The 18,345-nt window shown below is 69.4% G+C and carries 18 protein-coding genes; 10 read left to right on the forward strand and 8 right to left on the reverse strand.

What is annotated here, in order from left to right; all coding sequences use genetic code 11:
- Positions 1-11: 11 nt before the first annotated feature.
- From ugpC to WJM96_RS16505, 5 genes are all read right to left on the reverse strand, one after another.
- The gene (ugpC, locus tag WJM96_RS16485; protein ID WP_424813624.1) at positions 12-1,085 is read right to left on the reverse strand and encodes a sn-glycerol-3-phosphate ABC transporter ATP-binding protein UgpC; all 1,074 of its coding nucleotides are present in this window, start codon (positions 1,083-1,085) and stop codon (positions 12-14) included.
- Positions 1,085-2,011, reverse strand: a complete 927-nt coding sequence (gene ugpE, locus WJM96_RS16490; RefSeq protein WP_424813625.1) for a sn-glycerol-3-phosphate ABC transporter permease UgpE — start codon at positions 2,009-2,011, stop codon at positions 1,085-1,087. Before ugpE ends, ugpC begins: the two co-directional genes overlap by 1 nt.
- Positions 2,011-2,892: a sn-glycerol-3-phosphate ABC transporter permease UgpA gene (gene ugpA / locus WJM96_RS16495; protein ID WP_424813626.1), complete on the reverse strand. Its 882-nt coding sequence runs from the start codon at positions 2,890-2,892 to the stop codon at positions 2,011-2,013. The genes ugpE and ugpA overlap by 1 nt, the downstream gene beginning before the upstream one ends.
- A gap of 118 nt (positions 2,893-3,010) precedes the next feature.
- Positions 3,011-4,351: a sn-glycerol-3-phosphate ABC transporter substrate-binding protein UgpB gene (gene ugpB / locus WJM96_RS16500; RefSeq protein WP_424813627.1), complete on the reverse strand. Its 1,341-nt coding sequence runs from the start codon at positions 4,349-4,351 to the stop codon at positions 3,011-3,013.
- Positions 4,352-4,424: 73 nt separating this feature from the next.
- The gene (locus WJM96_RS16505; protein WP_424813628.1) at positions 4,425-5,576 is read right to left on the reverse strand and encodes a diaminopropionate ammonia-lyase; all 1,152 of its coding nucleotides are present in this window, start codon (positions 5,574-5,576) and stop codon (positions 4,425-4,427) included.
- A 45-nt stretch (positions 5,577-5,621) separates the two neighbouring features.
- On the opposite strand from WJM96_RS16505, the gene denD reads away from it, so the two are divergent.
- The gene (gene denD, locus WJM96_RS16510) at positions 5,622-6,596 is read left to right on the forward strand and encodes a D-erythronate dehydrogenase (RefSeq protein WP_424813629.1); all 975 of its coding nucleotides are present in this window, start codon (positions 5,622-5,624) and stop codon (positions 6,594-6,596) included.
- A gap of 81 nt (positions 6,597-6,677) precedes the next feature.
- Positions 6,678-7,052, forward strand: a complete 375-nt coding sequence (locus WJM96_RS16515; protein ID WP_424813630.1) for a hypothetical protein — start codon at positions 6,678-6,680, stop codon at positions 7,050-7,052.
- Here the strand turns inward: WJM96_RS16515 and WJM96_RS16520 are convergent.
- Both WJM96_RS16520 and WJM96_RS16525 read right to left on the reverse strand, forming a co-directional pair.
- On the reverse strand, positions 7,049-7,999 hold the full coding sequence (locus tag WJM96_RS16520; RefSeq protein ID WP_424813631.1) for a lactate/malate family dehydrogenase: 951 nt from the start codon (positions 7,997-7,999) through the stop codon (positions 7,049-7,051). The two genes, WJM96_RS16515 and WJM96_RS16520, sit on opposite strands and share 4 nt — an antisense overlap.
- Positions 8,000-8,113: 114 nt before the next feature.
- On the reverse strand, positions 8,114-9,277 hold the full coding sequence (locus tag WJM96_RS16525; RefSeq protein ID WP_424813632.1) for an ABC transporter substrate-binding protein: 1,164 nt from the start codon (positions 9,275-9,277) through the stop codon (positions 8,114-8,116).
- Positions 9,278-9,399: 122 nt separating this feature from the next.
- Between WJM96_RS16525 and WJM96_RS16530 the strand changes: the two genes are divergently transcribed.
- The 8 genes from WJM96_RS16530 (at position 9,400) to WJM96_RS16565 (ending at position 15,600) form a co-directional block, all read left to right on the forward strand.
- Positions 9,400-10,410: an NAD(P)H-quinone oxidoreductase gene (locus WJM96_RS16530; protein WP_424813633.1), complete on the forward strand. Its 1,011-nt coding sequence runs from the start codon at positions 9,400-9,402 to the stop codon at positions 10,408-10,410.
- Between the two features lie 10 nt (positions 10,411-10,420).
- On the forward strand, positions 10,421-11,293 hold the full coding sequence (locus WJM96_RS16535) for a DMT family transporter (protein ID WP_424813634.1): 873 nt from the start codon (positions 10,421-10,423) through the stop codon (positions 11,291-11,293).
- 13 nt (positions 11,294-11,306) lie between these two features.
- Positions 11,307-12,062: an alpha/beta fold hydrolase gene (locus tag WJM96_RS16540; RefSeq protein WP_424813635.1), complete on the forward strand. Its 756-nt coding sequence runs from the start codon at positions 11,307-11,309 to the stop codon at positions 12,060-12,062.
- Complete coding sequence (locus tag WJM96_RS16545) at positions 12,059-12,448, forward strand: MAPEG family protein (RefSeq protein ID WP_424813636.1); 390 nt, start codon at positions 12,059-12,061, stop codon at positions 12,446-12,448. Before WJM96_RS16540 ends, WJM96_RS16545 begins: the two co-directional genes overlap by 4 nt.
- A 36-nt stretch (positions 12,449-12,484) precedes the next feature.
- Positions 12,485-12,613, forward strand: coding sequence for a hypothetical protein (locus tag WJM96_RS16550; RefSeq protein ID WP_424813637.1), 129 nt, complete (start codon positions 12,485-12,487; stop codon positions 12,611-12,613).
- A complete protein-coding gene (locus WJM96_RS16555) occupies positions 12,613-13,455 on the forward strand; it encodes a hypothetical protein (RefSeq protein WP_424813638.1) in 843 nt (280 codons plus the stop codon). The genes WJM96_RS16550 and WJM96_RS16555 overlap by 1 nt, the downstream gene beginning before the upstream one ends.
- Positions 13,452-14,531 (forward strand): toxic anion resistance protein, encoded by a 1,080-nt coding sequence (locus WJM96_RS16560; RefSeq protein WP_424813639.1) that lies wholly within the window; start codon positions 13,452-13,454, stop codon positions 14,529-14,531. Before WJM96_RS16555 ends, WJM96_RS16560 begins: the two co-directional genes overlap by 4 nt.
- 100 nt (positions 14,532-14,631) lie before the next feature.
- A complete protein-coding gene (locus WJM96_RS16565; RefSeq protein WP_424813640.1) occupies positions 14,632-15,600 on the forward strand; it encodes a tripartite tricarboxylate transporter substrate binding protein in 969 nt (322 codons plus the stop codon).
- 13 nt (positions 15,601-15,613) lie between these two features.
- Here the strand turns inward: WJM96_RS16565 and WJM96_RS16570 are convergent, their stop codons facing one another.
- Positions 15,614-18,277 carry an ATP-binding protein gene (locus tag WJM96_RS16570; RefSeq protein ID WP_424813641.1) on the reverse strand — a complete coding sequence of 888 codons (2,664 nt, stop codon included), beginning with the start codon at positions 18,275-18,277 and terminating at the stop codon, positions 15,614-15,616.
- Between the last annotated feature and the right edge of the window lie 68 nt (positions 18,278-18,345).

Consider the following 18,345-nt stretch of genomic DNA (forward strand, 5'->3'; position numbering starts at 1 on the left):
GAGTGGCGTGCTCAGCCCGTGGGTTCAATCCTCTTGCCGTCCTCGCCGTCGAAGACGTGCAGCGCTTCAAGCGGCAGGACGAGGTTCATCGCGCCATCGGAATAAGCGGCGCCGGGAAGCCGTGCCGTGATGCCGGTACCGTCGGCGAGGCGGCCGTGGATCACGCTTTCGCCGCCCAGCGGCTCCACCAATTCCGCCGTGACGTCGAGGCCGCCCTGGCCCAGGCGCAGATGCTCCGGGCGGATGCCGATGGTGAGCTTGCGTCCGGCCGGGCCGGGGCGCACGCCATCCACGAAGGGAAGGACGAGGCCGTTCCCGGTGAGCCGTGCCGCACCGCCGCCTGCCTCCAGCGTGGCGGGCAGGAAGTTCATGGATGGGCTGCCGATGAAGCCGGCCACGTAGGTATCTGCCGGGCGCGCCCAGATCTCCATGGGTGTCGCGATCTGCGCCGCGCGTCCCGCATTCATTACCACGAGCCGGTCGCCCAGCGTCATGGCCTCCACCTGGTCGTGCGTCACGAAGAGGGAGGTGACGCCGAGGCGCCTCTGCAGCCGCCGGATCTCGGCGCGAAGCTCCACGCGCAGCTTGGCGTCGAGATTGGAAAGCGGCTCGTCGAAGAGGAAGAGCTTGGGCTCGCGCACGATGGCGCGCCCCATGGCGACGCGCTGGCGCTGGCCGCCCGAGAGCTCCCGCGGACGGCGCTGCAGCAGGTGGCCGATGCCGAGCAGGGCGGCGGCCTGATCCACGCGGCGGGCGATCTCCTCCTTCGCCATGCCGCGGATCTTCAGCCCGTAGGCCATGTTCTGGAACACGGTCATGTGCGGGTAGAGCGCATAGTTCTGGAACACCATGGCGACGTCGCGGTCGGCCGGCTCCAGCCCCGTCATATCGCCGCCCGCGATCTCCACCTTGCCGGAGGTCTCCGTCTCCAGTCCCGCGACGATGCGCAGCAGGGTGGACTTGCCACAGCCGGAGGCGCCGACGATCACGATCATCTCGCCATCGGCGACGTCGAGGTTGACGCCATGCAGGACATGCGTGGCGCCGAAGGACTTCTTGATGTCCTGGAGGTGGAGGGTGGCCATTACTTCTCGGTCTCCGTCAGGCCCTTCACGAACCAGCGCTGCATGAGGATGACGACCGCCACCGGCGGAAGCAGCGCGAGGACAGCCGTCGCCATGATGACGTTCCACTCGTTCTGCTGGTCGCCCGTGCCGATCATCTTGGTCAGGCCCACGACCACCGTCTCCAGATCGCGGTCGGTCACGATCAGAAGGGGCCAGAGATACTGGTTCCAGCCGTAGATGAAGAGGATCACGAAGAGCGCCGCGATGTTCGTGCGCGAGAGCGGCAGCACCACGTCGATGAAAAAGCGGATCGGCCCCGCGCCGTCGATCTTCGCGGCCTCGGCGTACTCGTCGGGAATGGTGAGGAAGAACTGGCGGAACAGCAGCGTCGCCGTCGCGCTCGCGATCAGTGGGATCACGAGGCCCGCCATGCTGTTGGTCAGGCCGAGATCCACCATCACCTGGAAGGTCGGGATGATGCGGACCTCCACCGGCAGCATGAGCGTGATGAAGATCAGCCAGAAGAAGGCCATGCGCATCGGGAACCGGAAGAAGACGACCGCATAGGCGGAGGTCAGCGAGATCGCAATCTTCCCGACCGCGATGCACAGCGCCATGATCATGCTGTTCAGCAGCATCGTCCCGGCGGGCGTGCTCATGAAGCGGCCGCCGCCCACGCCGAAGGCGCGCGCGTAATTGTCGACGCCCTCGCTGCCCGGCAGGAGCGGAACGTCGCCGCGGCCGATCGTGTTTACATCATGGGTGGAGCCGATCAGCGTGAGGTAGATCGGGAAGACGAAGATCAGCACGCCGATGACGAGGCAGGCGTGGGTGATCAGCTTCTCGCGCCGATGGCGGCGACGGGTGCGTTCCGCGAGGTCGGAAGCATCCCTGCGCGGCCGATTCACGCTCTCGCTGACGATCGATTGATTGGAGGCGGACATCAGTAGTGCACCTTCCGCTCGACGTAGCGGAACTGGATCACCGTCAGTGCCACGACCAGCAGCATCAGGATCACGCTCTGCGCCGAACTGGAGCCGAGGTTCAGGTTCACCACGCCATCCATGTAGACGCGGTAGATCAGCGTTTCAGTCGCCTTGCCGGGCCCGCCATGGGTGAGACTGTGGATCACGCCGAAAGTGTCGAAGAAGGCGTAGACGAGGTTCACCACCAGCAGGAAGAAGGCAGTCGGCGAGAGCAGGGGGAAGACCACGGTCCAGAAGCGCCGCATGGGACGTGCGCCGTCTATGGCCGCGGCCTCCAGCACGGCTTTTGGGATGCTCTGCAGGCCGGCCAGGAAGAAGATGAAGTTGTAGCTCACCTGCTTCCAGGCGCTGGCCAGGATGACCAGCAGCATCGCCTGATTGCCGTTCAGCCGGTAGTCCCAGGGAATGCCGAGCCCGTTCAGCATGCGTCCGAAGAGGCCGATGCTCGGGTGGAACATGAAGAGCCACAGCACGGCGGCGACGGCCGGCGCCACGGCATAGGGCCAGATCAGCAGCGTCTTATAGACGTCCGCGCCGCGGATGTGCTTGTCCGCCTGCACGGCGAGGAAGAGCGCGACGCTCAGTGCTAGCACCGCGACCGAGCCCGAGAAGACGAGGGTCCGCACGGCGGCATCCAGCCAGGTCGCGTCGCTCAGCACGTCGGCGAAGTTCTCGAAGCCGACGAATTCGGTCGAGAGGCCGAAGGCGTCCTCGCGCAGGAAGGACTGGTAGACGGCCTGCGCTGCGGGCCAGAAGAAGAAGATGCCCGTGATGGCGAGCTGCGGGAGCAGCAGGAGATAGGGCAGCAGCTTTCCCTTGAAGATCACCTTCTTTTGCATCGCACCTCCGGGCGCCCGTGGCGCGACACGTTCATCGACCGGCCGCCCGCATGGAAACGGCCCTGGCGCGGCCTTACCACGCCAGGGCCGCGAGCGCGAAGCGGGCCGGATACCGGGCTCAGCGGTTGGTCCGCTCGAAGTTGCGCAGGACCACGTTGCCGCGCGTCGTGCCGGCCGCCATGGCCTGCTCGGCAGTCTGCTGGCCCTGCAGCATCTTCTCCATCTCCTCCTGGAGGATGTTGCGGATCTCGATCAGGCCGCCGAGCCGCAGGCCGCGCGTGTTCTCGCTCGTCGTGCCGCGCAGCATCTGCTCGATCGGCACGTCCGCGCCCGGGTTCTGCTGGTAGTAGTCGGTCTTCTTGGTCGCCTCGAACATGGCGCGGGTCAGGGGCAGGTAGCCTGTGTCCCGGTGCCATTTGGCGCCGACCTCGGTGTCGCTGATGTATTTGTAGAACTCCGCGACGCCCCGGTACTCGGTGGCCGAGCGCGTGTCGCGCGGGCCCTTGTTCATCGTCCAGAAGCTGGCGCCGCCGATGATGGAGTTGCCCGGCGCCCGCGGCGTGCCGTTGAAGTAGGGCAGCATCCCCACGCCCCACTGGAAGCGCGCCTCGTTGGTGATGCGCGCGCGCAGGCCGGAGGAAGCCATGGCGATCGCGACCTGGCCCGACGGGAACAGCGCATCCGCCGCGTTGTCCCGGCCGCCGTAGCGGTAGAGGCCCTCTCGGGCCCAGGCCTGCAGATTCGACATATGCTTCAGGACGAGCGGGTTGTTGACCCGGAGCTCGGTCCCCAGGCCGCCGAAACCGTTCGCCAGGGTCGAGAAGGGGATGTCATGGATGGCGCTGAACTGCTCGAGGTTCAGCCAGGTCGGCCATGAGGTGGTGAGCGGGGCCTCGACGCCCGCGGCCTTCAGCGCGCGTATCGCCTGCTCCACGCCCTCCCAGGTCGTCGGGAACTGGTCCGGGTTCAGGTTTGCCCGGCGGAACATGTCCTTGTTGTAGAACACGACCGAGGTGCTGCTGTTGAAGGGCATCGACATCTGCTTGCCGTCGACCGAGGCGTAGTAGCCGCGCACGCCCGGAAGGAAGTCGTTGAAGTCGATATTCACGCCGGTCTCGGCCAACAACTCGTGTACCGGCTTCACCGCGCGGCCGGCGCCCATCATCGTGCCGGTGCCGACCTCGAACATCTGGACGATGTGCGGCGCCTGGTTGGCGCGGAAGGCGGCGATCGCGGCCACCATGGTCTCGGGGTAGGAGCCCCGGAAGGAAGGGGCGATCTTCACGCCGGTCTGGCTGGCATTGAAGTCGCTGACGAGCTTCTCGAGGAGCCCGCCGAGCGGCTGGGGCAGGCCGTGCCAGAAGGTCAGTTCGACCGGCCCGCCTTGGGCGAGGGCAGGCGCGGCGAGAGAGGTGGCGGCGGCGGCGATGGCGGCCTGGCCGAGGGAACGACGCAGCATGAAGGCACTCCCGGAAGTTATTGGAAGGGCGGCTGCTAAGCGCCCCCGATTACGTCCATGTGACACAATTGCTTCAGTCTCGTGAAGGGGATTTGAGCCCCACAATTTGCGCGTAGAGCGCCGGATCGGTCGCGCCCTCTGTTCCAAAGATGAGAACGCGGCTCTTCTCGGAGAGCCCCAGCGCCGCCCTGGCGGCCGCATCGGGCCAGGCGCAATCCAGCGCGATCAGGCCCGCGACAGCGCTTTCCCCAGCCTCTATCCCTTGCGCCGCCAGGGCCCGCATGGCGCCGGGGACGGCGTCGTCGGACAGCGCCATGGAGGCGAAGGCGCTTCGCTCCAGCTCCTGCCAGGCCAGCAGCGAGGGCTCGCCGCACGCTAGCCCGGCCATCACGGTGTCCAGGTTCCCGCCCACCGTCGTCAGGCGGCCAGCGTCGAGGCTGTCGGTCAGGCAGGCGGCGCGGTCGGGCTCGGCAATGACGAGTCGCGGTTCCGTGCCGCACATGGAGCGAAGCTGCGTCGCGACGGCGGCCGCGACGCCGCCCACGCCCCCGGGCACGAAGACATGGGTCGGCGGCGCGGGCAGGGCGGCCAGGGCTTCCTCCGCCATCAGGCGGTAGCCCTGCATTACGTCGCGCGGCGGCTCGGTATAGCCGGGATAGGAGGTATCGCTGATGACGAACCAGCCCTCGGCCTCGGCCGTCTCCTGCGCGGCGCGAACGCTGTCGTCGTAATTGCCCGCGACCTCGCGGATCTCGGCGCCGTAGCGGGCGATGGCGTCGCGGCGGCCCTGGCTCACATGCTGGTGGACGAAGATCACGCAGCGCGCGCCGAAGCGCTGCGCGCCCCAGGCGACGGAGCGCCCATGATTGCCGTCCGTCGCGCAGGTGACGGTGATCTGCTGGGCTGCGTCCCGATAGGCGCCGCCCTCCAGCGCCGCTCCCGTCGCGTTAGGCGCGACTCCGCGCTTGGCCAGCTCCGCCACGAGCACCCGCAGCACCGCATAGGCGCCGCCGAGCGCCTTGAAGCTGCCGAGGCCGAAGCGCCCGCCCTCATCCTTGTAGTGGACCGTCGCAAGCCCCGGATACTGCAGCTGGCGCAGCGGCGTCGGCGCATAGCCGGGCCAGGAGGTGATCTCGGCGCGGGCGCGGCGATAGCCGGAATCGGGAAGGGCCACGATGCCGGGCGTGCCGTGGTTGCGGTTCAGGACGAGGCGGAAGGGATGCATGGCGCGGAACTTGGCGGCAGGCGCGGTGCCGGGCAATCTCCCCGCATGAAGATCACGATCCTGGGAGGCGGCGGCTTTCTCGGCCGCAAGCTGGCGCAACGACTGGCGGCCGAGGGCAAGCTCGGCGGCAAGCCCATCGCGGAGCTGACGCTCTTCGATCTGGCTGAGCCCGCGGCCCTGGACGCGCCCTTCCCGGTGCGCCGCCTAGCGGGCGACGTGGCCAGCGCCCAAGACGTGTCGGCCGCCCTGCCGGAGGGAACCGGCGTGGTCTTCCACCTCGCCGCCGTGGTCAGCGCCGCGGCCGAGGCGGATTTCGACCTCGGCATGCGGGTGAACCTGCACGGCACGCTGGCGGTCATCGAGGCCTGCCGGAAGCTTTCGGCCCCGCCGCGCGTCATCTTCACCTCCAGCGTAGCGAGCTTCGGCGGCGGGCAGGCGGCGCTGCTGCCAGACGATGCGCGCCAGCTTCCCGGCAATTCCTACGGCGCGCAGAAGGCGGCGGCGGAGCTGCTGCTCAACGACGCCTCGCGGCGCGGCATGATGGACGCGGTCTGCATCCGCCTTCCCACCGTGATCGTGCGTCCGGGGCGGCCGAACAAGGCGGCGTCGTCCTTCGTCTCGGCCATCCTGCGCGAGCCGCTGCTGGGGCTGGAAACCCCGCTGCCGGTGGGCGAGGCCTTCCGGGTCTGGGTCTGCTCGCCCCGCCGGGCGGTGGACTGGTTCCTGCACGCAGCGACGATGGACACGCGCCCCCTGGGCCTGGACCGCGGCGTGAACCCGCCCGGCCTCGCCGTCAGCGTGGCCGAGATGCTGTCCGCCCTCACGCCGGCCGAGCGCGCCCTGGTGAGGCCCGAGCCGGATCAGGTGATCGAAGGCATCGTCGGCGGCTGGCCCGCCGAATTCGCCGCGACCCGCGCGCGGCAGCTCGGCTTCGCGCCGCAGGAAGGGGTGCCCGAAATCCTCGCGGCCTTCCGCGAGGACGATCTTGCGGCGACCCGTGCCGATCGCGGCATGCCATAGGCCCGGCCAATCGGCTTCATCGGGCCGCAAGGGCTACGCAGCGGCGTGCCTCCCGAGCATTCTGACGGCGAGGAGAATCGCATGACACGCCTTCCGATCCTGGCCGCCATCGCCGCGCTGTCCCTGCCGGGGCTCGCGGCCGCCCAGACGCAGGACTGCATCGCCGCAGGGCTGCTCAACATCGACAGCATCGACCGCGGGACCCAGCGCGTGCCGCGCGACCCGCGCAGCGGTCGGGACCTGATCACGATCAGCCTGAGTGTGCGCAACATCTCGACGCGGCAGGTGACGTTCACCGCCACCTTCTCCGCACCCCCGGTGGATCAGAGCTTCGTGACGGGGCAGAGCTGGACCATCACGCCCGGGCAGCGCGTCTATTTCGCGCTCGCGAACGTACTGAAGCCGGGCATGACGGATGAGGCGGTGCGGAGCGTGCTCAAGCTCAACTGCAACTAACCGCCCGTCATTTCCATCGCCGAGCGGATGGCCTCCTGCAGGAGGGTGGCGCTGTGGCGCAGCGCCTGCTCCTCGCTCTCGTCCAGCAGCGGCAGGATGGGGCGGGACGCGCCCCTGGCCCCGAGCACGTGGGGCAGCGAGACGCAGGTCTCCGTCACGCCCAGAAGCTGATCCATGTAGGTGGAGACGCTGAAGATGACCTGCTCGTCGCCGATCACTGCCCGAGTGAGGCGCGCGATGCAGCCACCGATGCCGAAATTGGAGACGCCCTTGCCCTCCTTGATCCGGTAGGCGGAGGTGCGGACCTCCTGGGCGATGCTCTCCTGCAGCGCGGGCGGCAGGGGATGTCCGAACTCATGCGCGAAGGCCGTGAGCGGCATGCCGGCGACCTGCGCCCCCGACCAGTGCAGCACCTCCGAATCGCCGTGCTCGCCGAGCACATAGGCGTGGACCGAGCCGGGAGAGACGCCGAGATGCTGCGCCAGCCGCACGCGGAAGCGCGCGGAATCGAGCGCGCAGCCGGTGCCGATGGCGCGCCCGGGCGGCACGCCGAAGCGCCGCACGGCGACGGCCGGCATCACGTCGACCGGATTGGTCGCGAAGAGCAGCACCGTTTCCGGCGCCACCCGCAGCACGGATTCGATGACCTTGGAGACGACGCGGACATTCGCCGCCGCCAGCTCTAGCCGCGTCTGACCCGGCTTGAGGCTGGTCCCTGCCGTGATCACCACGACCTGGGCGCCCGCGAGATCCGCGTAGTCGCCGGCGCGGATCAGCGCATGCCCGTCGAAGGCCGCCGAATGGGCGATATCCGTGGCCTCGGAGCTTGCCCGCGCATGGTCGAGGTCCACGAGCACGACCTCCTGTACGCCGGCCGTCTGGGAGAGGAGATATCCTGCCGCCGCGCCGACGAGCCCGGCGCCGATGATACCAACCTTGTCCGTCATCTCAGCGCACTCCCATCCAGGGCCATGCTTCCGCCCGTGGGAGAGAGCATCACGCTTCCAGGGTGAAAACCAAGTCTTTTCCAGGACATCGAGCAGATGCGCGAAGCAGTGGCCTCAGACCGGCGCCCCCGCGGCAGCCTCCGGCGGGAAGACGGCGACCGGCCGCCCCGCCTGCCATTGCAGCAGCACGGGCTTCGCCCGCTGGTTCTGTCCCCTTTCGTCCAGGCGGAAGCCCCAGCCATTGGGCAGGCCGCCATCCGCGACGTCCAGCGCGCCCAGGCCGTTCCGCAGCGCCGGCCGCTCAAGGCTCGGCTGCGACAGGACGAGCTGGGCTCCGGCATAGCTGGCGAGGGAGAGGCCCGAGCGCGGCGGCGAGCCCCATTTGCGTTGGTAGGCCTCCGCGAAGGGCCGTGCCCCGGCAGCCCATCGATCCGAGCTCTGGATGGGCGGCACGTCGAGCGCGAAGACGGAGTCGAGCGAGGGGCCGATCGCGCGGGCGATGTCCATGAGGCCCCAGGCCAAGCCCGCGCCCATGATGGCGGCGGGGCGCCAGGCCGCATCGGCGAGGGCGCGGAAGAGGGCAATGGCATCGCTTTCCGCCGCGGCATGGACCAGCAGGTTCACGCCCGCGGCCTTCAGGCGCTGGACGATGGCCGGCATCTCCGTCGTGCGGGGGGCGTGGGTGAGCCGCTCGACCACCGTGAGCCCGGCTTCCTCGATGCGGCTTTGCAAGGCGACGGCAATGTTCTCCGAGGAGGTGCTCGATTCGTGCAGCACCGCGGTCCGCAAGGCATCGGCTGGCCGGCGGAGATGGCCGGGCAGGAAGCGGGTCATCGCATCGATGCCCAGCTGCGCGTAGTCCGTCGCGCGCGGCGCGGTGCGGACGAGCTGGCGCGCGCCCCTCTCGGTCAGGGCGTCGGCGGCGGTCGCGAGCTCGACGAACACGGTGTCCAGCGCCTCGGCAGCCTGGATCGCGGCCTGGCCAATGGGCGCGCTGACGCTACCGAAAAGCAGTCCCACGCGCTCCTGCTGGATGAGGCGGCGGGCTTCGGCGAGGGCTTGCGCGGGCTCCGTCACGTCGACGCGCACCAGGCGGATGGGGCGGCCGGCCGCCACACGCTCCTCGACCGCCAGCTCCAGGCCCCGCGCGGCCTCGTCGCCCAGCAGCGCAGAGGTGCCGGAAAGGGGGAAGAGCGCGCCGATGCGCCATTCATTGCCCTGCGCCAGGGCAGGCACGGGCAGGCAGGCCAGAAGCGGGAGGGCACGGCGGCGAAGCATGCCCTGTATTGTCCGATGCGGCGGTCGTTCACGCAATCGCCGCGCGGCTGCCGCGCGAGTGGCTGGGTTGACGCCTCGGGGGTGGGCGGGGAACGTGCGCCCGCAATTCGGAGGACGTCGCCATGACCCAAACCATGACCTTCATCGACCACGGCAAGGGTGGTGGCGCCGACGTGCTGGTCATGGCGCAAGGCCCCGTGCCGCAGCCCGCGGCGGACGAGGTGCTGATCCGCGTGCAGGCGGTGGGCGTGAACCGGCCTGACGTCGCGCAGCGGTCGGGCAGCTATCCGCCGCCGCCGGGCGCCTCGCCCATCCTGGGCCTGGAATGCGCGGGCGAGGTCGTGTCGGCCGGCGCCGGGGTCACGCGCTTCAAGGTGGGCGACAAGGTCTGCGCGCTGACCAATGGCGGCGCCTATGCCGAGTACTGCGTGGCGCCCGAGACGCAGACGCTGCCCTGGCCCAAGGGCTATGACGCCATCAAGGCCTCCGCCCTGCCAGAGACCTATTTCACCGTCTGGGCGAATCTCTTCGGCACGCCGCACGCGGCCGGCGGCAAGCTGGCGCCGGGCGAGACGGTGCTGATCCATGGCGGCAGCTCGGGTATCGGCGTCACGGCCATCCAGCTCGCCAAGGCCATCGGCTGCACGGTTCTGACCACGGTGGGCTCCGAGGAGAAGTGCAAGGCGGTGCTCGAGTTCGGCGCCGACCACGCCATCAACTACCGCACACACGACTTCGCCGAGGAGGTGAAGCGCCTCACGGACGGCAAACTCGTGGACGTCATCCTCGACATGGTGGGTGGCAAGTACTTCGCGCAGAACCTGCGCTGCCTGCGCCTGGACGGGCGCCTCTCGATCATCGCCTTCCTGGGCGGTCACATCGCGCCCGAGGTGGACCTGCGCCCCATCATGGTGAAGCGCCTCATCGTCACCGGCAGCACCATGCGCCCGCGCACCACGGCCCAGAAGGCCGAGATCGCCGACGCGCTGCGCGAGAAGGTCTGGCCGCTGCTGGAGCAGGGCAAGGCCGGCCCGCACATCCATGAGGTCTTCCCGCTGGGCGAGGCCGCCAAGGCGCATGCGCTGATGGAAAGCAGCCAGCACATCGGCAAGATCGTGCTGGCGGTCGGGTAGGCAAGGTGAGTTGAGCCAGGCCAGGGCGCTCCAGACGCTCCTTCTGGCGGTGCTGCTATTCGGCGGCGTCTGGCCGCTGACCAAGCACGCCTTCCAGGATGCGACGCCGCTCTGGTTCGGCTTCTCGCGCGCCGCGCTCGCCTCGGTTTCGGCGGGCGCGATGCTGGCGCTGATGGGGCGGCTGCGCCTTCCCTCGCGCCGTGACCGCGTGCTGGTTCTGATCGTGGGCGGGCTGCAGATCGGCGGGTTCTTCGCGCTCGCCCATCTCGCGCTGGTGCTGGTGCCGGCGGGGCGCACGGCGATCTTGGGAAATGTCACGCTCTTCTGGCTGGTGCCGCTCTCGGTCTGGTTGCTGGGCGAGCAAGTCTCGCGCCGCCGCTGGCTGGCGGCAGGGCTGGGGCTGCTGGGCGTGGGCGTGATGATGGGCCCCTGGGCGATCGACTGGACGCGGCCCGGAATCGTCATCGGCCACTTCATGCTGCTCGGCGCCTCGCTGCTCTGGAGCATCGCGATCGTGGCGATGCGCAAGCGCCCGCCGCAGGCGCCCGTCATGGAGCTGCTGCCCTGGATCTTCATGGTCGGCGCGCTCGTGATCCTGCCTATCGCGCTCTGGCGGGAGCCGCTCTCAGCGGGCGGCGGCATCGGCCCGCATGCGATCTGGACGGCGCTCTTCATCGGGATGGTGGCCGCGCCCATCGGGACTTGGGCCGTAGTGGAATCGGGCCGTCATCTCAATGCCGTGCTCGCTTCCGTGGGCTTCCTGATGGTGCCGTTGCTCGGCCTTGTGCTGGCGACGACCTGGCTGGGCGAGCCTCTGGGCTGGGACCTCATCCTCGGCGGCGCGCTGGTGGTGCTGAGCGTGATCGTCGCGGCGAAGGCGTGATAAGGGGTCGGCCATGAAGCTGAACGTGATCGAGATGGGCGAGGGCAGCCCCGTCCTGCTGCTGCATGGCCTCTTCGGCGCCGGGCGGAACTGGGGTGGGATCCAGAAGCGGCTCGCCCAGCGGCACCGCGTGCTGGCGCCGGACCTGCGGAACCACGGCGACAGCCCCCACACGGCCGCGATGGGCTATGCCGACATGGCGGCCGACATCTGCGAGCTGATCCGCGACAGGGGCCTGAGCGCGCCCGCCGTGCTGGGCCACTCCATGGGGGGCAAGGTCGCCATGGCGCTGGCGCTGCGGCATCCGGAAATGGTCGGCCGCCTCGTCGTCGCCGATATTGCCCCGGTGAAGTACCCGCCCAGCCTGCGCGGCTACATTGCCGGCATGCGGGCCATCCCGCTTCGCGAGGGGCTGACCCGGCGCGAGGCAGATGCGGCGCTGGAAGCCGCGGTTCCCGAGGCGGGCATCCGCGCCTTCCTGCTGCAGTCGCTGGACTTCTCGGCCGATCCGCCGGCCTGGAAGCTGGGCCTGGCCGAGCTCGCCGCCGCCATGCCCGGGATCGAGGATTTCGATATCGAGGGGCGCTATGACGGGCCCGTCTTGGTCCTCGCTGGCGCTCAGAGCGGCTACATCCGCCGCGAGAACCATGCGCTGTTCCGGCGGCTCTTCCCGCGCGCGGAGTTCGCCGAGGTCGAGCGCGCGGGCCACTGGCTGCATGCCGACAATCCGAACGGCTTCCTGACCGCTATCGGTCCCTTCCTGGCATGAGCGCCTATCCCGTCACCTCGCTCTATGCAGGGCTCTGTGGTCTCCTGCTCCTGGCCTTGTCGATGCTGGCCATCCGCGCCCGGTTGAGGAGCGGCACGCCCTTCGGATTCGGCGAGGACCGCCGGCTGCTGCGCGCCATCCGGGCGCAGGGCAATTTCGCCGAATACGCGCCCTTGTCGCTGATCCTGCTTTTCATGCTGGAGGCAGGCGGGCAGGCGACGGGGCTCCTGCATATCCTGGGCGGGATGGTGCTGGGCGGGCGCGTGCTCCATGCCTTCGGCATCTCGCGCGAGCCAGACCGCCTGATCCTGCGCCAGATGGGCATGGTGCTCACCTTCCTCTCCCTTGCGCTGGGCTCCGCCCTGGTGATTGTCGGAGCCTTGTAGGGGATCGGCCTTGCACCCGGGCGGCCGGGAGGCAACATGTCGGGCAACATGATCGGCAAAGACCTTTCCCTCGCCAAATGGCCTGTCCCGGCGCGTATCGCGGTCGGGCTCGGCCTGCTCGGGCTCTGCCTTTGGCTTCCGGCCTTCATCGCCCTGTTCCGCTGATGGGCGGCTGGAAGGACCAGAAGCGCGCCTTCAAGCGCGAGTGGCGGGAGCGCAAGTCCCGAATCCGTGACGAGATGCGCGGCGGCTCATTCTCGCGCCCTGTGCCGCAGGAGGGGCCGCGCCGCGTCTTCGGCTGGCGCGTCTGGATGCTGCCGCTCTTCCTCTGGCCGCTCGTCCTCGACATCCCGATCGAGATCGTCCTCGGCCATCCGCGTCACCTGCTAGGCGCCTGTCTCGGGCTCGGCCTCGCCTGGCTGGCTGCTGCGCGCATGGCGCGCGGAACCGAGGGTGACGTCCGACGCGGCGCTATTCTGATGGGCGCGGCGGCCGGTCTCACCGCCGGTCTGGCCGCCGGCCTGCCAGCACCCATCGCCGTGGCGCTGGGCTTCGGCGCGTGGTTCGGCACGCGGCTCCTCACCGACGATCTCGGCGAAATCGCGCCCGAGCCGGTGCCCGAGCCCGAGCAGCCCGCCCGCCCGGACCCGCTGGATGGCCCCCGCGCGCAACTGGCTCACATCGCATCCTCCGCCCCGGGCCTGCCGCACACGGCCCTGCTGCTGGAGGCGGCCGGTGCCATGCAGGGCGTGGTCGAGGATCTGGAGCTGCGGCCGGCCCGTCTGCACGAGGCTCGGCGCTTCCTGGCCGTCCATCTCGATGGCCTGACACGCATCGTGGACCGGCTGGGCGCGGGCGCCGAGCCGCCGGAGAGCCTGCCGGGCCTCCTGACCGACCTCACCGCCTCGGCGCGCAAGCTGCGCGCGGAACTCCGCAACGCGGAGAGCGAGGCGCTGGACATCCAGGTGAAGGTGCTGGCCGAGCGGCTGCGCCAGGAGGAACCATGAGCGAGAACCCGTCCGACCAGGCCCTGACCCCCGCCCGCGAGGCCGAGATCGCCAAGCTGGCCGAGGCCATCGACCTCAAGGATCCCGGCACCATCCTGCGCTTTGGCGCGGCCGCGCAGTCGCGCGCGCAGGCGGCGGCGGATGCCATGCTGGAGGGCGCGCAGAATCGCGAGACGGGCGAGGCGGGCCAGACCCTCTCCTCCATGCTCACCGCGCTGCGGGGCTTCGACGTCACGACGCTGGCCGAGAAGCCCGGCTTCTTCCAGCGCATATTCACCAAGGCCGGCGCCGAGACCACCGCGATTCTGCAGCGCTATGAAGGCGTGCGCGATCAGGTGGAGGCCATCGGCGACCGGCTCGATACCCATCGCACCAAGCTGCTCGAGGATGTGGAGCGGCTGGAGCGGCTCTACACCGCGACACTCGACTGGTTCCACGCGCTCGCGGACCACATCGCGGCGGGCGACCAAGTGCTGGCCCGGACCGATGCGGAGCTGATCCCCGCCCTCGAGGCCGCCGCCGCCAAGGAGGGCGATCCGCTGGCCCCGCAGGCGCTGCGCGACGCTCGCGGCGCGCGCGATGAACTGGAGCGCCGTGTGCACGACCTGCGCCTGACGCGGCAGGTCGCGATGCAGACGCTGCCGGCGATCCGGTTGATCCAGGAAAACGACAAGGCGCTCTCCTCCAAGATCCAGTCCGTGCTGGCGAATACCGTGCCGCTTTGGCGGCAGCAGCTGGCCCAGGCACTCGCGATCCACCGCATGCGCGAGGCCGGGCAGGCCGTGAAGGCGGCGACGGACCTGACCAACAAGCTCCTCGTCGCCAATGCGGAGACACTGCGCAGCGGCAATGCCGAGGCCCGCAAGGAGCTGGAGCGCGGGACCTTCGACATCGAGGCGATCAAGCAGGCCAATGCCGCGCTGGTCGGCACGATTGAGGACAGCCTGCGCATCGCCGACGAGGCCAGGACCCAGCGCCGCGAGGCGGAAACCCAGCTCCTGGCGCTGGAGAAGGATATCCGCCGCTCGCTGACGGCGGCGAAGTCCCAGGCGCCGGTTCCAGCGCCTCGGCGATAGCGCCTCACGGCTTCTTGCCAGGCTTGGCGATTCGCGGTCTGGCGCGCCGGATGACATGCGGGCAATCTCTGTTGCCAAAGAAGCAACAGGGAGAGAACGAATGATCACCCGCCGCGCCCTGGGCGCGGCCGGCGCGGGGCTGCTCGCAGCGCCCGCGCTGGCCCAGCCCGCCTGGCCTCATGGTCCCATCCGCCTCGTGGCGCCTTTTCCGCCGGGGGGCAGTGTCGATACCGTTTCTCGCCTCCTTCAGGGCCCCATTTCGGCCGAGCTGGGCGTGCCCGTCATCGTCGAGAACCGGGGAGGGGCCTCCGGGTCGCTCGGAACGGGGCAGGTCGCGCGGGCGGCGCCGGACGGGCAGACTTTCGTGCTCGTCTTCGACACCCATGTGACGAACCCGACGCTGATCCCCAACATGGGTTTCGACACGCGGCGGGACCTCGCGCCCATCCTGCTCCTGGGCACGGCGCCCAACATGCTCGCGGTGCATCGCAGCCGGCCATGGACCAGCTTGCGGGAGGTGGTGGAGGCGGCCAAGGCGCGGCCGGACCAGATCAACTACGGCACCATCGGCAATGGCAGCCTCGCGCATCTCGGCATGTCGCTCGCGCAGAAGGCGGGCGGCTTCAAGGTAACGCATGTGCCCTACCGGGGCGGCGGCCCGCTCGCGGTTTCGGCAATGGCCGGGGAGACGGATATCGTGGTCGCCACCGGCACGATCTTCGTCGAGCATCTGCGCCAGGGCGTGCTTCGCCCGCTTGCGATGCTCGGCCCAAACCGCCGGGCCTCGTTGCCCGACGTGCCGACCATGGCCGAAGGAGGCGTTCCGGGTGTGGAGGCCCTGGCCTTCTGGGGCCTGCTCGCACCAGCGGGCACGCCCGCGCCGATCGTCGCCCGCGTGGAGGCCGCGGCGCGAAAGGCGGCCGCCCTGCCCGAGGTGCGCGATCGGCTGACCAACGTCATGGGCATCGACCTCGCCCTCGAGGGGCCGGAGGTCTTCGGAGCATTCATCGATCGCCAGATTGAAACCTGGGGACGCGTGATCCGCGAGAACGACATCAAGCCGGATTAGAAAGCGCGCGGCTTCAGGCGGCGCGACTCTCGAGGCCGGGAAAGCTGCGGCGGAGCTCCTCGAGGAACTCCGCCACGAGCGATGGGGCGTCGGCCCGGCCTGCCTTCAGGGCGCTCAGCGCGCTCAGCGCGAGCTTTGCGAGTTCAGGTCGTTCCGCGGGTTCAATGGCGCGCAGAATCGCCTCCATCGCGTCGATCATGGTGCCGTCCGGGAGGCACGCCTCCAATTCGGCCGCGCGATGCCCAAGCTCCATCAGGTGAGTTCGCTGGGGCGCGTATTCGATCACGGCGGCGATGGCACGCAGCAAGGGAATGCGCTGCACGGGCTTGGCGAGATGTGCGGCCATCCCCGCGTTCCGGCAGGCCTCGACATCCTGCGGCAGCGCGCCCGCAGTGACCCCGATCACCGGCATGGCGCCCACGCCACCGGGCAGGGCCCGGAGGCGCCGCGTTGTTTCCATCCCATCCATGCCGGGCATGACGACGTCCATCAGCACCACATCGAAGGGCCGGCGTTCCTGCGCCGCCCGGATCACGGCCTCAAGCGCCGCTTGGCCCTCCATCACGGTGGAGAGCTCTATGCCGGTGGAGGCGAGCATGGCACGCAGGACGGACAGATTAGAGGCAACGTCGTCGACGGCGAGCAGGCGCAACCGCCGCTCCGTTTCCAATGACGGCTCTGGGGAAGGGACCGCCGCCGCGATCCGCAGCGGCAACTCCACCCAGAAGCATGCCCCCGAGCCGGACCGCGAATCATCGCAGCCGATAGTGCCTCCCATCAGCTCCGTCAGCCGCGCCGTGATCGAGAGACCGAGGCCGGTGCCTTCCGTTTCCATGGCGCCGAGGCGCGTAAAGTCCTGGAAAAGTCGGCAGCGCTCGTGTTCCGGCACGCCAGGGCCTTGGTCCACCACCTCGAAGCGTAGCCTTGCCGGATTGACGAGAGCCGCGGCATCGAGGCGCACGAGGCTGCCGGGCGGGGTGAACTTCACCGCGTTGCCGACGAGGTTGAGCACCATCTGCCGTAGGCGAGTGGCGTCCGTGCACATGCTCTCGGGCAGGCCCTCGCCGCGGAAGCTCAGGAGGACAGCCTTGGCCTCCGCCAGAGGCTGCATCATCGCGAGCGCTTCCTCGAAGACCTCCCGGGGCGAAGCAGGTGCAAGATTCAGGCTCAGGCTTCGGGCTTCCATCGCGGCGAGGTCCAGCACCTCATTGGCGAGGGCGAGAAGATGGCGTGCCGACGCCCCCACCAGCGAAGCCTGATGGAGCTGCGCCTGAGACAGCCGTGTGTCGGACCTGAGAAGCTCGGAGAGGCGAAGCAGGCTCGCGAGGGGCGTCCGCATCTCGTGGCTGACATGGGACAGCAGGCGGGATTTCGCTTCCGTTGCCCGGTCCGCCATCTCCTGGGCCCGGCGAAGCGCCGTGACGTCGGTCAGCACCACGACGGTGGCGCCACTGTCCATTCGGCGCTGGGCGATGCGCAACCAACGGCCGTCCGTCAGCTCGCGTTCCACGTAGCCTTCCCGGAGGGCTTCCGCTTCCAGAGACATCGGGAAGGCGTCGGGTTCGACGAACAGGCCGCGGACCGCGACCTGGCGCGCGAAAGCCTCATAGCCAAGGCCCGCCGGCAGCGCGCCAAAAAGCTCCTGGTAGCCGGTGTTGCAGATCACCAGCCGATCCTCGCTGTCCCAGAGGGCGAAACCGTGCGGGAGGCCCTCGACAGCCTGCGCCAGCCTGGCGCCGGCCATGGCCCGTTCGTCGGCCGCGCGAAGCCGGGCGCGGATCGCGAGCAGCAGGGCGCCGCCCGCCGCCGCGATCAGGAAACAGGCCAAGCCCGCCCCGATCATGACCCGGCGCCGAACCTGCCACCAGGCTCCGAACGCATCACGCTCCGCGATGGCGACGACCGCGCGCAAGCCAGGATAGGCCGTGCCCCTGCTTGTCGCGAAGACCTGTCCGTTCCCCTGGCGGTCCGGTCGGCGGACAACCTCCTGATTGGCGCCTAGGCCGGTGTCGCCCAGGGTGCTTGCTTCCAAGTACTCCTGGCCGGGGCCTCCGACGAGGATAGTGCCGCCCGCTCCCTCGAGGCGGATACGGAGGCCGGCGGGATGTATGAGAGGCGCCAGCGCTGAACCTAATTGGGACGTCGCGATTTCCGCGGCCGCGATGAGCTCATGGCCCCGGCCGCCGGGATCAAGCCGGCGGGCCATCAGCAGCGTGTTTTCCCGGCCGGGGTTGTGGACGCTCGGCCCGAAAATCCGGGCGAGGTCGACCGAAAGCGAAGGTTCGGCACCGGGCGGAATGGGCAAGCCGCGTCCGCGCCGGCCTTCCAAGGCCGATGCCCATACCTGCCCATCCAGATCGGCCAGCATGAGATTCCGGTAGGTGAAAGCGTGCGCGGTCATTTCCCGCAGCGCGCGGGTCGTCCGCTCTGGCTCCGCCACGGAGATGAAACCCTGGTCGAGCAACTCGCCCAGGCTGGAAAGCTGGCCTTCGACCTGCAGCAAATGGCGGTTTACCAGGGATTGCGCCACCTCGGCGGCGTTCCGGACGGTGTCCTGCGTGTTGGCGAGAATCAGCCGGTCCCCACGCGTCACGATACGGGCGGCCAGCAGGCAAGTGGCCAGGATCAGCAGACCAGTGGCGGCACCGACCGCGAGCGCGACGTGGCGAGCCCTCACCCGCAGGTGATCCCCATGGCCGGGAACCATCGCTGCGCGGGAAAGAATCTTGTCAATCCAGGCTTCTG

The sequence above is a fragment of the Roseococcus sp. YIM B11640 genome, from assembly GCF_049727625.1.
GTDB lineage: Bacteria > Pseudomonadota > Alphaproteobacteria > Acetobacterales > Acetobacteraceae > Roseococcus.

Coding starts and splice junctions, on each gene's coding strand:
- ugpC (WP_424813624.1), bottom strand. CDS start 1,085: ATGGCCACCCTCCACCTCCAGGACATCAAGAAGTCCTTCGGCGCCACG.
- ugpE (WP_424813625.1), bottom strand. CDS start 2,011: ATGTCCGCCTCCAATCAATCGATCGTCAGCGAGAGCGTGAATCGGCCG.
- ugpA (WP_424813626.1), bottom strand. CDS start 2,892: ATGCAAAAGAAGGTGATCTTCAAGGGAAAGCTGCTGCCCTATCTCCTG.
- ugpB (WP_424813627.1), bottom strand. CDS start 4,351: ATGCTGCGTCGTTCCCTCGGCCAGGCCGCCATCGCCGCCGCCGCCACC.
- WJM96_RS16505 (WP_424813628.1), bottom strand. CDS start 5,576: ATGCATCCCTTCCGCCTCGTCCTGAACCGCAACCACGGCACGCCCGGC.
- denD (WP_424813629.1), top strand. CDS start 5,622: ATGAAGATCACGATCCTGGGAGGCGGCGGCTTTCTCGGCCGCAAGCTG.
- WJM96_RS16515 (WP_424813630.1), top strand. CDS start 6,678: ATGACACGCCTTCCGATCCTGGCCGCCATCGCCGCGCTGTCCCTGCCG.
- WJM96_RS16520 (WP_424813631.1), bottom strand. CDS start 7,999: ATGACGGACAAGGTTGGTATCATCGGCGCCGGGCTCGTCGGCGCGGCG.
- WJM96_RS16525 (WP_424813632.1), bottom strand. CDS start 9,277: ATGCTTCGCCGCCGTGCCCTCCCGCTTCTGGCCTGCCTGCCCGTGCCT.
- WJM96_RS16530 (WP_424813633.1), top strand. CDS start 9,400: ATGACCCAAACCATGACCTTCATCGACCACGGCAAGGGTGGTGGCGCC.
- WJM96_RS16540 (WP_424813635.1), top strand. CDS start 11,307: ATGAAGCTGAACGTGATCGAGATGGGCGAGGGCAGCCCCGTCCTGCTG.
- WJM96_RS16545 (WP_424813636.1), top strand. CDS start 12,059: ATGAGCGCCTATCCCGTCACCTCGCTCTATGCAGGGCTCTGTGGTCTC.
- WJM96_RS16550 (WP_424813637.1), top strand. CDS start 12,485: ATGTCGGGCAACATGATCGGCAAAGACCTTTCCCTCGCCAAATGGCCT.
- WJM96_RS16555 (WP_424813638.1), top strand. CDS start 12,613: ATGGGCGGCTGGAAGGACCAGAAGCGCGCCTTCAAGCGCGAGTGGCGG.
- WJM96_RS16560 (WP_424813639.1), top strand. CDS start 13,452: ATGAGCGAGAACCCGTCCGACCAGGCCCTGACCCCCGCCCGCGAGGCC.
- WJM96_RS16565 (WP_424813640.1), top strand. CDS start 14,632: ATGATCACCCGCCGCGCCCTGGGCGCGGCCGGCGCGGGGCTGCTCGCA.